Origin of the sequence: Acidovorax sp. (assembly GCF_046339755.1) — a bacterium.
In the GTDB taxonomy this organism is placed as follows: domain Bacteria; phylum Pseudomonadota; class Gammaproteobacteria; order Burkholderiales; family Burkholderiaceae_C; genus Acidovorax.
The window spans coordinates 1-12,957 of sequence record NZ_JBKDTZ010000089.1 but is presented as its reverse complement, the minus strand read 5'-3'; the positions used below and the strand labels follow the sequence as shown (position 1 = coordinate 12,957).

14 protein-coding genes and 1 pseudogene are annotated in these 12,957 nt (G+C 64.1%); 3 read left to right on the top strand and 12 right to left on the bottom strand.

All coding sequences use genetic code 11. The features are described from left to right. Nucleotides 1-52: 52 nt before the first annotated feature. From ACK59X_RS07165 to ACK59X_RS07155, 3 genes are read right to left on the bottom strand one after another with little or no spacing between them, the layout of a single operon-like run. A complete protein-coding gene (locus tag ACK59X_RS07165; protein ID WP_409956217.1) occupies nucleotides 53-2,608 on the bottom strand; it encodes a cbb3-type cytochrome c oxidase subunit I in 2,556 nt (851 codons plus the stop codon). 2 nt (nucleotides 2,609-2,610) lie between these two features. After that, the gene (locus ACK59X_RS07160) at nucleotides 2,611-3,567 is read right to left on the bottom strand and encodes a c-type cytochrome (protein ID WP_409956201.1); all 957 of its coding nucleotides are present in this window, start codon (nucleotides 3,565-3,567) and stop codon (nucleotides 2,611-2,613) included. Further along, nucleotides 3,567-3,923: a c-type cytochrome gene (locus ACK59X_RS07155; protein WP_409956200.1), complete on the bottom strand. Its 357-nt coding sequence runs from the start codon at nucleotides 3,921-3,923 to the stop codon at nucleotides 3,567-3,569. Before ACK59X_RS07155 ends, ACK59X_RS07160 begins: the two co-directional genes overlap by 1 nt. 92 nt (nucleotides 3,924-4,015) lie before the next feature. Here ACK59X_RS07155 and ACK59X_RS07150 point away from each other — a divergent pair, with 92 nt between their 5' ends. Continuing rightward, on the top strand, nucleotides 4,016-4,900 hold the full coding sequence (locus ACK59X_RS07150) for a c-type cytochrome (protein ID WP_409956199.1): 885 nt from the start codon (nucleotides 4,016-4,018) through the stop codon (nucleotides 4,898-4,900). Between the two features lie 8 nt (nucleotides 4,901-4,908). On the opposite strand, the gene ACK59X_RS07145 is transcribed toward ACK59X_RS07150, so the two are convergent. From ACK59X_RS07145 to ACK59X_RS07110, 8 genes are all read right to left on the bottom strand, one after another. Continuing rightward, nucleotides 4,909-6,039: a catalase family protein gene (locus ACK59X_RS07145; RefSeq protein WP_409956198.1), complete on the bottom strand. Its 1,131-nt coding sequence runs from the start codon at nucleotides 6,037-6,039 to the stop codon at nucleotides 4,909-4,911. After that, the gene (locus ACK59X_RS07140) at nucleotides 6,036-8,408 is read right to left on the bottom strand and encodes an FdhF/YdeP family oxidoreductase (protein ID WP_409956197.1); all 2,373 of its coding nucleotides are present in this window, start codon (nucleotides 8,406-8,408) and stop codon (nucleotides 6,036-6,038) included. Before ACK59X_RS07140 ends, ACK59X_RS07145 begins: the two co-directional genes overlap by 4 nt. Before the next feature lie 163 nt (nucleotides 8,409-8,571). Beyond that, nucleotides 8,572-9,252 (bottom strand): sensor histidine kinase, encoded by a 681-nt coding sequence (locus ACK59X_RS07135; protein WP_409956196.1) that lies wholly within the window; start codon nucleotides 9,250-9,252, stop codon nucleotides 8,572-8,574. Continuing rightward, on the bottom strand, nucleotides 9,195-9,749 hold the full coding sequence (locus ACK59X_RS07130; protein WP_409956195.1) for a hypothetical protein: 555 nt from the start codon (nucleotides 9,747-9,749) through the stop codon (nucleotides 9,195-9,197). The genes ACK59X_RS07135 and ACK59X_RS07130 overlap by 58 nt, the downstream gene beginning before the upstream one ends. Nucleotides 9,750-9,776: 27 nt before the next feature. Further along, nucleotides 9,777-10,097, bottom strand: coding sequence for a hypothetical protein (locus tag ACK59X_RS07125; protein WP_409956194.1), 321 nt, complete (start codon nucleotides 10,095-10,097; stop codon nucleotides 9,777-9,779). A gap of 192 nt (nucleotides 10,098-10,289) precedes the next feature. Further along, nucleotides 10,290-10,883, bottom strand: a complete 594-nt coding sequence (locus ACK59X_RS07120; protein ID WP_409956193.1) for a cysteine hydrolase family protein — start codon at nucleotides 10,881-10,883, stop codon at nucleotides 10,290-10,292. A gap of 13 nt (nucleotides 10,884-10,896) precedes the next feature. Further along, the gene (locus tag ACK59X_RS07115; RefSeq protein ID WP_409956192.1) at nucleotides 10,897-11,145 is read right to left on the bottom strand and encodes a hypothetical protein; all 249 of its coding nucleotides are present in this window, start codon (nucleotides 11,143-11,145) and stop codon (nucleotides 10,897-10,899) included. A gap of 77 nt (nucleotides 11,146-11,222) precedes the next feature. Then, on the bottom strand, nucleotides 11,223-11,456 hold the full coding sequence (locus ACK59X_RS07110) for a DUF3072 domain-containing protein (RefSeq protein ID WP_409956191.1): 234 nt from the start codon (nucleotides 11,454-11,456) through the stop codon (nucleotides 11,223-11,225). Nucleotides 11,457-11,621: 165 nt separating this feature from the next. On the opposite strand from ACK59X_RS07110, the gene ACK59X_RS07105 reads away from it, so the two are divergent. After that, nucleotides 11,622-11,909 (top strand): DUF3606 domain-containing protein, encoded by a 288-nt coding sequence (locus ACK59X_RS07105; protein WP_409956190.1) that lies wholly within the window; start codon nucleotides 11,622-11,624, stop codon nucleotides 11,907-11,909. Nucleotides 11,910-11,951: 42 nt separating this feature from the next. Here ACK59X_RS07105 and ACK59X_RS07100 read toward each other — a convergent pair whose 3' ends face one another. After that, nucleotides 11,952-12,335 carry a hypothetical protein gene (locus ACK59X_RS07100; RefSeq protein WP_409956189.1) on the bottom strand — a complete coding sequence of 128 codons (384 nt, stop codon included), beginning with the start codon at nucleotides 12,333-12,335 and terminating at the stop codon, nucleotides 11,952-11,954. 25 nt (nucleotides 12,336-12,360) lie between these two features. Here ACK59X_RS07100 and ACK59X_RS07095 point away from each other — a divergent pair. Beyond that, nucleotides 12,361-12,954: pseudogene (locus tag ACK59X_RS07095) on the top strand (IS256 family transposase); the annotation flags it as partial. Nucleotides 12,955-12,957: the final 3 nt, after the last annotated feature.

Sequence of the window (12,957 nt, the reverse complement as noted above, 5' to 3'; positions counted from 1 at the left end):
TAGGCGCCCCTGCGCTGCGTGCCGGACAGAGCCGCGTCGTTCGGTGAGAGGCTCACGCCATCAGCCGGGGCAGTACCTGCACGAGCAGTGCCCCCGCCATGCCCTGGGCCGTCACGTAGTGCCAGAACAGCACGGTGTTGTCCAGCGTGGCCCGGGCCCCCTGCTGCAGCCTGCCGCTGAGCGAGCGTGCCAGCAGGTAGCTGCCCATGAGGGCAAGGATGCCCACATGCAGGGCCTGCCAGCCGAGCAGTGCCGCCACGGTGGCGCTCCAGGCATCCGCGCGCGGATCCAGGCCAGCCTGCACATGGCCACCAAGCTGCAGCGCCATGGCACCGCCGGCGCAGGCCAGGGCGAGCACGGTGGTCACCCGCAGCCCTCCCTGGGTTGTCGCGTCCGCAAACGAGCGCTGGACCCTCCAGAGAAGCAATGAGCCGAGGACGAGCAGCATGGCCGATGCCACGGGCCAGGCAGCGCGAGGCAATGCCGCCCCGGCCGGCGGGCAGATGTCCGCCGCCATGGAGACATGGATGTGGGCAAAGCTGGCCGATGCGAACACGCTCGCATCGACGCAGATCAGCACCACTACGGCCCACCAGGAGTGGGAATAGCGCCCCACCAGTTGGGTGGGCAGCCAGACGCCCTCGGCCACCTCGGCCCGAGCCGTGCCCGCGGGCCGGTCAGATTGCCAGAGCCACACCACCATGGCCACTAGTGCGACCACCGCGCACAGCACCGCCGGCAACACCATCGACACCGTGAGCAACAGAAAGAAGCCCGCCGTGCCGACTGCCGCAATGAAGGGCGACCAGCCATCACCCGGCAGCAGCAACACCTGGCGCGGCATGGCCGACCTCGGGCTGGGGACCAGCGCCTCGCGCCCGCCGCACACCGTGCGGGGCAGCCAGTAGGCTCCTTGCTCGGCGGCCTCGCGTAGCCTGGGGTGGTGCCACAGCGGCTCGCGCGAATACACCGGCGGGATGCTGCGCAGCCCGTATTCACCGCCAGTGGCCCATTCCAGCGTGGGCGCGTTCCACACATTCTCGTGTTTGTCCTTGGTGGTGCCACAGAAGCTGCGAATGAGATCGGCAAAGCACAGCACCACGCCGAGCGCGAATACAAAGGCGCCGGCCGTGGACAGCAGGTTGGGCCACTCCCAGCCCAGGCCGGCCTCGTAGGTGTATACCCGCCGCGGCATGCCCATGAGCCCGGCGATGTGCATGGGAAAGAAGGCCAGGTTGAAGCCGCCGAACATCAGGCCGAACACCCAGCGCCCGAGCCGCTCCGACAGGCGCCGGCCCGGGGCGACCAGCGGCAGCCAGTAGTACAGCCCCGCAAAGACAGGGAAAACCATGCCCCCGATCAGCACGTAGTGCAGGTGGGCCACGATGAAGTAGGTGTCGTGCACCTGCCAGTCGAAGGGTAGCACGGCCACCATGATGCCCGTGAGCCCGCCCAGCACGAAGATGGCGTGGAAGCCCACGAGGAACAGCGTGGGCGTGTTCGCCTCGACGCGCCCGCGCCAGAAGGTGGCAATCCAGCCGAACACCTGCACCGCGCTGGGCACGGCGACCGCAAAGCTCGCGGCCGACACCAAGTGCATGGTGAACGAACCCAGCCCGGCCGTGAACATGTGGTGCACCCACAGCGCAAAGCTCAGGATGCCCACACCCAGCAGCGCCGCCACCACCCAGCGATAGCCCACGATTGGCGTGCGCGCGAGCGCCGGCACCATCATGGACACCATGCCCGCGGCCGGCAGGAAGATGATGTACACCTCTGGGTGGCCGAAGAACCAGAAAAGGTGCTGCCACAGCAGCGGATCGCCCCCGCGCGAGGGGATGAAAAAGGGCCAGTCGAACGCCCGCTCCATCTCCAGCAGCAGCGTGCCCGCGATGATGGCCGGGAACGCGAACACGATCATCAGCGCCGTGACCAGCATGGCCCAGGCGTAGATGGGCATGCGCATCAATGACATGCCCGGCGCGCGCGTGAACAGGATGCCGATGATGATCTCGATGGCCCCGGCGATGGCCGATATCTCGATGAACCCGATGCCCAGCAGCCACCAGTCGGCTCCCACCCCGGGCGAGTGTTCTTTGCCCGTGAGCGGCGGGTACATGAACCAGCCGCCGTCAGGCGAAGCACCAAAGAAGATGGTGCCGAAGAACACTATGCCGCCGATGGCGTACGCCCAGAAGCCATAGGCCGACAGCCGCGGAAAAGGCATGTCGCGCGCGCCCAGCATGCCAGGCAGCAGGTACACGGCCATGGCCTCCACCACCGGCACGGCGAACAGGAACATCATCACTGTGCCGTGCATGGTGAAGATCTGGTTGTATGTGGCCGCCGAGACCAGGTTGGCCTGCGGCACGGCGAGCTGGGCGCGCATGATGAGGCCGAGCACGCCCGCCAGGACGAAGAACAGCAGGGCCGTGGCGATATAGAACAAGCCGATGTGGGTGTTGTTGACGGCAGAAAGCCTACGCCATCCTGCGGGCGGCGGCTCCCAGGCCTTTTCCAGGGCCTCGCGCTCGCCTGCGGGGCGCGGCAGACGGCTGAGGGCCGCTGGTGCTGCTCCATCGTGGCGGTCGCCGCGTTCTGCCGACATGCTCATTTCAGCGATCCCAGCCAATGCACGAGTGCATCAATATCGCCTTCCGGCAGGCGTGCATACGAAGGCATGCGCGCCCCCGGCTTGACCGCGTGAACCTGCGTGAGCCACTCCTTCATCTGCTCCGGCTGGTTCTTCAATGTGCCCGCAGCCAGGTGCAGGCGGCTGCCCAGGTGCGTCAGGTCCGGGCCGAGCTTCGACTCGGCTGCCACGCCTCGCACCGTATGGCACGCGGCACATTTTTGCGCCTTGAAAACAGTCAGGCCTGCCCGCGCGATGGAGGATGCGGGCGCCTCGGCCGCACTCTCCTGCCCCGCCAGCCAGGTATCGAACGCCGCTGAGTCCATCGCCACCGCATGCAAGGCCATGCGTGCATGCGCCTCGCCGCAGAACTCCGCGCATTGCCCGCGGAAGACGCCAGCACGTGAAGCCTGCAGCAGCAGATGGTTCACGCGGCCGGGCACCATGTCCATCTTGCCGCCCAGCTCAGGGATCCACAGGCTGTGGATGACCTCGATGCTCGACAGCCCCAGATACACAGGCCGTCCCACGGGAAGCCGCAATTCATTGGCCGTGACGATGGTGGCGCCCGTGGAGGGATCGCGGTAGCGGATCTCCCACCACCACATGCGGCCTGTGACGGAGATGACCAGCGCATCGGCTGGCGGTTTTGCCTTCCAGGGCGGCGCACGGTGAAGGCTGTAGAAGAATAAGGCCGTGAGCACCACCAGCGGCAACACCAGGCCGCCACCGGCCAGCCACCACAGCATCGATCTCTCGCTGCCTTCCGACACCTTCTTTCTGAACAAGGCCCATCCCAGCAAGGCCATGGTGCCCAGGAAGAGCAATGCGGCGCCGCCGATCAGCACCCAGCTGACCTCGGCAATTGCGGCTGCGGCCGGTCCTGCGGGCGACAGCACGGCAATGGTGGAACCGGCCTCTGTGCGCACACCCATCACCGCAGCCCCGTGAGCCAAGCGGCCATGTCGCGCGCATCTTGCGCAGGCACGCCCATGTCCGGCATGGTGGCGGACGGCACCAGGTCCGATGGCCGCGCAATCCACCGGGCCAACAGATCAGGACGGTTGGGTACCCGCCCGGCGATGTAGCTGCGCAGGCCAAAGGACGTGAGCGGCGGTCCCTCGGCGCCGCGCGCCGCAGCCATACCGGGGATCACGTGGCAGGCACCACACTGGTACTGAGCGATCAGCAATGCTCCGCGCCGGGCATCACCCATTTCCCCGGCCTGGGCCAGCACAAGCGTTGGCAAAGTCACCAGTCCTACAAGCGCCAGGGCTTGAAACGCTGTCACGGCAGACTTCCTTGGCCCAAAGGCCACTGGCGATGCAAGGAACAAAGTGCAACGGCACTGGAACCCTGTGGCATCGCCCACATAATGAATCGATGTCCCAGAACAAGACCCGCACCGTCTACGCCGCTGTGTTCGCCACTTTGCTGGGTGTGGCGGCCTTGGCGGCGGTAGCGGGCCTGGCCACCGTGTACCTGGGTCTGTACAACGTGGCGGCCAGCGAGCAGCATTGGAAGCCGGTGTACCAGTTGCTCGAAAACGCCATGCACCAGTCCGTGCGCCTGCGCGCGCGCAACGTGGAGCGGCCACCCGAGTTCACCGAGACCATGGTGCTGCGCGGCGCAGGCTGCTACCGCGATCAGTGCCTTCAATGCCATGGCGGTCCAGGAACGGCGCAGGGTGACATCGGCAAGAGCATGCAGCCGCTGCCCGGCCCGCTGGTGGACGCGGCCCGACGCTGGAGCACGAAAGAGATGTATTGGCTGACCAGGCACGGCATTCGCATGAGCGGCATGCCTGCCTGGGAGCATCGGTTGGACGAGGAGGAACTCTGGTCCACCGTGGCCTTTCTTGAACGCTTGCCCGGTCTGGACGTGGCTGCCTTCAAGGCCATCGCATTCGAAGAGGTGGACGGCGCGCGCCGTGCAGGCACCATCGGGGCCTGCGGTGCGGCACGCATGGTCATGGCACCTCCCGGCGCCGGCAACCCGGTGCTCGGGCGCCAGGCGCTGTACCAGCACGCCTGCAACGCCTGCCACATGATCCCTGGCATCACGGGGCCCGAGACCCATGTGGGTCCGCCGCTCGCAGGGTTTGCAGGTCGTGCCAACATTGCGGGAGTGCTGCCGCACACCACCGAGAACCTGGAACGCTGGCTGCGCGAACCGCAAGCCGTCAAGCCCGGCACCGCGATGCCTGCGATGGACGTGAGCCCTGCTGACGCGCGGCACATCGCCGCCTACCTTGCAGACCTCAAGTGAAGCCAGGTTCATGGCAACGACGCTGCAGGTGCCACGCCGAATTTCTGGGCTGCTTCAGGGTCAGCGACCGCCGCATTGAAAGCCTGGCGGAACTGCGCCCCGGCTGCGTAGGCACGCCGGCGCACACGCATGATCGAGCCCAGGGGCCGGTGCTCGGCCAGGCCGTGCCACGGGCTGAATGCCAGGGCATTTTCTTCGGCTGGTGAAGTGGCTTCGTTCCACGACGCCTGGGCCGGGGCGCTGATCCGTGCCACGGTGATGAAGGGGGACAGCTCCTCAGGCCATTCGACCGAGGCGTCTTCTACAGGCATGCGCGCAAGGTCCACGCAAAGTTGGGCGCGCAGCTCCCATGCGCCACCAGCCTGGGTGAAATGGGCCGCCACTGCATCGCGCAGTGCTTGCGGCCTGTTCGAAAGTTGTAGAGGTGCATCGTGCAATGCCTGCAATTCGGGGGACACCGGCACCAGCGAGAACTTGGCCATGTAGGGGCCGAACAGCATGGGCACCTGTGTGAAATAGCGTTCTCCGAGCGGGTGCGTGGCCGGGTGGCCGCCCAACGCCTTGAGCGTGGCACTTTCCCCACCAGCCTTCTCAACCACAGCCTCCAGACCCCGCAGGGCCGCCGAAAGCAGTGCCTTGGCGGCGGGCGCTTTGTCGGTGGTGGCAGCCAGCAGCTTGAGGCTTTTGAGGAACCTGCGCGCCGTGGACGCACTGAACACGGGGCCGTTGACCATGAGGAAGTCCTGGCAGCGCGAGCAATCGGCGGGCTCGAGCGGCACGCCATGCACCTCGCCGACCTGGATGGCCAAGCCGCGCGGCGTAGACACGGCATCGTCCAGCAGGTCGCCAGGCGTGCTTGACAAGCGCATCACCACGGGATAGCTGCCGGGTCGGGCGAACAGGCCCTGCGCGAGCACAGGCGGCAACGCCGGAACCTCCATGCGCCCATGCAGAATACCGTGGCTCTTGGCATGCACACTGCGGAACGCGTGCCCTTCATCGGCAGCCACCTTCTCGCGGATGCCGCGCAGGGCCTCCAGCAGTTCGGCCGAGGTCTGCGCCTCGTCCTCCTCCTGGAACTCGCATTCAGGGGTATAGGTGCGGGGCACAATGCGGGGAATGGCGAGCTCTGGATTCATGGCGATGGGGTGTTGGAAGCCAAGGAGTTGGGGGCGAGCCGCGCTACCCGTATGGGAACGCACTTGCCCGCAGGCACATGGCTCTTCTTCGCATGGTGCGCCAGAGGCACCAGAGGATTGCATTCAGGGAAGTAGCCCGCCACCGATCCCCGGGGCAGGTCGTAAGCCAGCGCGCGCAGGCCGACCAGTTGCCGGTTGTGGCCATCGGTTTGGCCCGTGGTGGTGGCCAGCAGTTCGTCACCTTGCGCAATGCCACGCGCGACCATGTCCTCGGGGTGCATGAGCAGGACCATTCGCGTGCCCCACACATTGCGAAAGCGGTCGTCCAGGCTGTAGACGGTGGTGTTGAACTGGTCGTCGCTGCGCACCGTCATCAGGCGCAGCACATCGGGCCCCATTGCAGCATCTTCGCTGTCCATGGCAGGCGGGACGACAAAGCGGGCTTTGCCCGATGGCGTCTTCCACACCCTCTCGCGCGCCGGGTTGGGCCTGGGCATGCCGCTGGGCGCATGTATGCGCTTGTTGAAACCTTCAAACACGGCAGGCCAGGTGGCTTCTATTGCATCGCGCACCACTGCGTAGTCGTCCACCCACCGGTCCCAGGGTACATGCGGGTTGGGCGTCAGCGTGGCGCGCGCAATGCCGGCGACGATGGCAGCCTCGGAGCGCAAGGTGCGTGCTGCCGGTTCGGCCACGCCATGCGACGCATGAAAGCACCCCGTCGAATCCTCCACAGCCGCTGTCTGCGGCCCCGACGCCTGCTCATCCACCTCGATGCGGCCCAGGCAGGGCAGCAGCCAGCCCTGCTGCCCTGGCAGCATGTGGGTATGGTTGGGACGCGTGGCGATGTGCACGGTGAGCTGCAGGCGCGACCACGCGGCTTCCAGCCGTGCAGTGTCGGGTGCTGCGCGCAGGAAATTGCCGCCAAGGCCGATGAAGGCATGCACGGAGCCGTCGATCACTCCTTGGCAGGTGCCCACAGTGTCCAGCCCCTTGCTGCGCGGAGGCTCGAATTGGTAGAGCGCGGCCAGTTGATCCAGGGGCGCGAGTTCCGGCTTTTCAGTGATGCCCACGGTGCGCTGGCCCTGCACGTTGGAGTGCCCACGCACCGGGCAGATGCCGGCGCCACGCTTGCCGATGTTGCCGCGCAGCAGCAGTAGGTTGCTCACCATTTGGACATTTGCCACGCCCTCGCGGTGCTGGGTCAGGCCCATGCCGTAGATGCCGATCACGGCGCGCGCGGCGGCATACGTCTTTGCCGCCTGCTCCAGCGCCGCGCGCGCAAGCCCGCTTTCACGCTCGATGTCGCTCCAGCTTGCAGCACGCATGGCATCCGCAAACGCGCCAAAGCCCTCGGTGTGCGAGGCGATAAAGTCGGCGTCCAGTACCCGCACACCTCCCATACCCTGCACTGCATCGTCAGCCTCCACCAACCACTTGCACATGCCTGTCAGGGCCGCGATGTCGCCGCCATTGCGCACCTGCAGGTACTGGGTGCTGATCACCGTTTCGGCTGTGCTCAGCATCTCGCGTGGGGATTGCGGGTTGGCGAAATGCACCAGGCCCACCTCCTTCATGGGGTTGAAGGTAACGATGGGGACGCCGCGCTGGCGGGCTTCCTGCAGTTGGTGCAGCATGCGCGGGCTGTTAACGCCGACGTTTTGGCCGAAGAAGAAGATTGCGTCGGTCTGCTCGAAATCGTCGAGCCGCACCGTGCCCACGGGCACGCCAATGGTCTCAGGGAGCGCCACCGAGGTACTCTCGTGGCACATGTTGGAGCTGTCGGGCAGGTTGTTGTTGCCGTATAGCCGTGCCAGCAACTGGTACATGTAACTGGTTTCCAGCGATGCACGGCCGGAGGCATAGAACACAGTCGCCTGCGGATCTTTATCGCGCAAGCCCTGCAATGCCGCACCGATGGCGGCAAACGCCTCATCCCATGCGGTGGGCACATAGCGGTCACTGGCCTCATCGTAGCGCATGGGTTCCACCAAGCGACCAGTGGCTTCAATATCGTGGTCGCTCCAGCCGCGCAGGTCGGTCACCGCGTGCTGCGCGAAGAACGCTGAATCCGCGCGCTTTTCCGTCAATTCCCATGCCGTCGCCTTGGCGCCGTTCTCGCAGAATTCGGCCAAATGCGGCTTGCCCGACTTGGCCCAGGCGCAGCTTACGCAGGCAAAGCCCCCCGGCTTGTTCTGCTGCCGCAATGCATTGGCCGTGCGCAGGGTTGCGCCCTCACGCACCACGCTGACCGCCACGGCCTTGAGCGACCCCCAACCACCAGCGGGTTGTCCGTAAGGAGGGAGCGGCTCCGGTAATTTCTCTTCAGCCGGCGTGTCAAAGGGGCGACTGTCGGTGTTGGGATGCATCCGCACACTGTCAGCGTTGCAACCCGGTAGCCAAGTCGGCCAGGAACCCTGCGGACTGTAGGAGAGCTGCCGCTGGACTCCCCGCAGGTCTAGTGAGCAGTTACGCGGCTTCAAGCAGTGGACCAGAAGTACTCGGCGGGAGGGAAACTCTGCAGAGACCAGGCTACCGCGTCCCACATAAGATGAAATGACCAGCCTGCCCCGGCGGCCTGAACCCGGTGGCGCATGCCCGACAGGCCGTGGGAGGACAGCCGAACAGCTTCGGTGCCGCCTCCATCGCCGCGCGCCCTGCGTACTCTTTCAGCAGGATTTTCAACGCCGCTTCGAGCCCGAGATTGGACAAGGTGGACGGCCTCAAATCCTCGATGTTCCGGCGCTTCAGCGCAATGCCGCTGTGCAGTGACTGCACTAGGTGGTCAAGGCGTGTGCGCACCTCGTCGCTGTTCGGGAGAATTTGCGCTTTGACGCGCAAAACATCCAGCTTGGCCGCGGTAAGCAAGGCACCCAGCTCGTCATGCAGTTCGCGGGCCAGGTGGGCCCGCTCCTCTTCACGCACCTGCTGCAGGTAGTTGGCCAATTCGGAAAGGCTGGCAGTCCGCTCCCTCTCCAGTTCCTCTAGCCGGTCGCGCTCATGCGAAAGAGTCTCCTGTTCACGCTGGGCCATGTCTCTGAGAACAGCCGCCTGCCGCAAGTACATGTAGAAAGCGGCGAGTCCAATGACGGCAATCAGCGCGACCCCGACCCGCGACGTCATCAACGAACGCAACACCTGGATCTGCCCTGTCTTCACGGCGGCAGAACTACGATCAATGAGCGTGTGGGTCTGCTGGCGCACCGCTTCCACGCATGCCCACATCGGTGCGCAGCATGAACCTCCATGCGTCCTCGTTGCCTTGGCGACGCATCAGCAGGCTGAGCTCGATCTCTGCAAGCTTGCGGGAGATCTGGTGAGACAGCTTGGCCAAGTCGGCCGCCGGCCATCACCGCCAGCGCGGCGGCCGAGATCCCACCGGCCATAAGGTCGGTGAGCAGCTTGAGCTCGCTGTCCGTGCCCGCGCGGCTCACCACACTGGACCACAGCGTCTGCGTAATCTGCGTGGGCGTGCTTGCCCCCAGGAGCTGCAGCCCTATCCCCGCGATGGTCTTACCGGTGACCCCGGCATCGAGCAGGCGGAGCACCTCGCCCACCACGCCCTTGTTGCCCAGCAGGGCCGAGCCGCCCAGGGCGCCCAGCAGCTTGGCTGCCTGGCCGGCGGTGCCGTTCTGGTCCAGCGCCAGCTTGGTGTCGCTGAAGGTCACGCGCTCGACCCGGGTCACCTCCACCATCGCCCCATCGGTCATGCGCTGCAGCGAGAAGCTGCCATTGCCCTAGGTCTGCACATGGGTCTGCGAGAGGGTGGCCGGGATGACCACGGTGTCGTTGCCGGCACCGCCACCCACATACCGCGCCAGGCCCAAGGTCGCGCTGCTGGTGTTGTTGCAGGCATCGCCGTTCATGGTCACATCCCGAACAGCATCGACGCGCACCCCTCCCGCTGAGGCCATGCCCTCCAGCAACTGGGGCGGCGTCTCGCCTGCGTTATGCTTGGAGAACAGCTGCGCGAACAGGGCCGCCACCTCCAGCGCCGTCTTGCTCGTCAGGCTCTGGATGATGGACCCTTCGCCCGGTTCTGAACGCGGCCCAGCCACTTCTGGAACAGGTAGACAACAACTTCTTGTGCCGCACCTGCTCGACATCCACCAGCCAGTAGGAGATGCCCGAGGCGGTGTGCGTGAGCTTGATGCCGGCCCCGTCCGGGGTCTCGATCTAGTCCGTGTGATGCCTTTGCTGAACGGCAACGTCAAAGCCCGTGCCCTATTTAGACTGCCTGGCTTGCGCAGCTATCCAGATCGGCCGGTAGACTTCCTCACCGAGCACTTGAGCACCTGCGACATTTGCCGCAGCGCAGCCACTTTGAACTCCTCGTTCTCCGCAGCGGTGCAGTCACGCGGCACCCATACCTTAAAGCCACGCATGTACGCATCCATCGCGGTAAGGTGCACACACATATCGGCAGCCAACCCGGCAACGATCAATTCGCGCGCCTTGAGCTGCTTAAGCAGGTGCTCTAGCGGTGTGCTATGGAACGCCGAATGCAAAGGTTTGAGGATGGTGAGGTCATTGTCCCCGGGCTCCAGCAGCGTAGCTATTTCCCCGCGCGCACCGGGCAGAGCCTTGCAGGCAGTAAGAAGGTCCTTGAATTCCGAGCGCCAGATCCCGTAATTGTCGTTGGCGTAGATGGCCGTCACGCCGCTGGCGGTCAAGCGCTTCTTGAGCCGGGCCGTGGCTTGCGCGGCCTGCAGTGCGGCCGGCACCAGGTTTTCAGCCCCAGGAAACTGCATGGGGTTGATGAAATCAACCAGCAACAGAACCCTCGGACTGGGCCGGAAGCGCGGCTTTTCGGCCTGTTGGAAGAAGCTTGGCTGTGTTGACATGGCTGCATCGTCCTCAACTTTCCTCGCTCTCGTCATCGGTTTTCGACAACCCGCGGATGTTCATAATTGCAAGGCAGATTTGCAGTGCAATCAGCGCAATGGCGTGCGAGTAAAGGCCCCAGGCTACCCAGAGGACATTGCTGAATAGGAATACCCAAAACCCCGCATTGCGGCGACTGGCCGCCTTAGAACCTACAAGCCAGGCGGCAAGCACAGATGCAGCAAACGCGGGCCACTGAATCCAGTCAAGCCAATCGCTCATGATGGAGTTCTTTCAGGATAGGTGTCACCGAAGTCGGGATGGCCTGGTTCACGAAGCTCTCCAGCAGTCATGAAACGCTAGACTTTTGCTTGATCACGTCCACGCCCAGTGGCGGCCTGCAGCTCTTCAATGCGCAAAGAGGCTTCAGCCTTGGTCAGCGAATCGTCTGCTGCCTCGCCGGCCTCTTCTGCAAGCGTGTGCAGATATGACCGTTGCGCCCCAGTCATTGCCTCATCGCCTGTCACCCAATTTTTGGGGTCCTTCTCCATGTTGCCTTGGTCGGCAGTGGACTGAGTGGATTTGTCTGTCATGTGTTCGCTCCGGGAGATCTGTTAGAGCCTCCAGCATGCGGTGTGCGATTTGGGCAAGATGTAGGAAATAAGCCAATACTGTCATTGCATACAGCTCTTGTTATGCCGACGGTAAACTCTCCCGCCTCAGTTTGATCTGATGGTTGCCCAACGCCGACGGTATTGATGTCAGCGCTTTCCTACGTCCACGCGGCGCTTGCAGGAATAGGATGGCTGGCTTCGAAAGGAGCCATCATGTCCAAAAGTTCGACCATCCCCGCACGCGCATGTGTGCGCATCACGCTCCGCCATGGCGGTGACGCTTGGAACTGGGCTCACAACCTTCGATGCACCGAAACCGACTTGCGCAAGGCTTTGCAGGTGGTTGGTGACTCGGAGAACGACGTGCGGGAATACCTGCAGCGAGCTACCGCGAAGGTGTCTTCAAAACTTTCCTGCCGTGCTCCGTGCTGAACATCGGTCCGAAGGGGTTTCTTCCATCCGCGCTCGGGTCTATCATTCAGTCGCTAGGTACTCCAACTGGCACCCTCCCTTCCGCCCGCCGCGAGCGGGCCTCTTTTTGCTCCTCTTCTGACGCTTGAGGTGTGCAAACATGGACTGCCGCACCATGTCCTGAAAGGCGAGCTCTTCGGACGTTCGCTTCTGATTGATAGGGCAGGCATCCAGCTGCCGGCATATGTGTGAGTAGCTTTTGAGTACTGCTTTGCGGTGGCTTGGCGTTGATGCTTCCATAATCGAAATCAGCATTGCGTTATTGGATTCCGCAGCGATCAGCGCCTGATTGGATTTGTCGGTCAGCACAAAGATCTGTTTTTTCAGCTCACCAACTTCGTGTTGAAGTACCTTGATTTGCTCATCTGGAGTCAGTTCAGTGGGCATCGTCTCTCCTGTTTCAGTGTGGAGGAGCCAATTCTGGATGAAGGTTTTGAACGACCTGGAGACGCGCGGCGTCAACGACATCATGTTCGCGATGACGGATGGCTTCAAGAGCATGCCCGAGGCGCTGGCGGCTGTGTTTCCGGCCACGACGCTGCAAATGTGTATCGTGCACCTGATCCGCAACACGCTGGACGTTGCCCGTTCAAAAGACCGCAGAGGGCTGGCGGCAGCGCTCAAACCGGTCAACACGGCGGCGACGATGGAGGCGGCCATGAAGGACTTGGATGCCCTGGAGGCGGGAGCCTGGGGCCAAAAGTTCCCTACCGTCATAGCGGCCTGGCGCAGGGCGTGGGAGCGGGTCATTCCCTTCTCTGCCTTCCTACCAGCCATTCGCAAGGTGATCTATACGACCAATGCCATCGAGAGCATCAATGCGCAGTTGCGCAAGATCATTAAGACCCGAGGCCACTTCCCCAACGATGAGGCGGCGACCAAGCTGATCTGGTTGGCGCTGCGCAACATCACGGCAGAGTGGGGGCGCGCTGCGCCAGATTGGAAGAGTGCGATGAACCAGTTTGCGATCCTCTATGCGGATCGCTTCATCAAGTCCGCTGCTTAGACA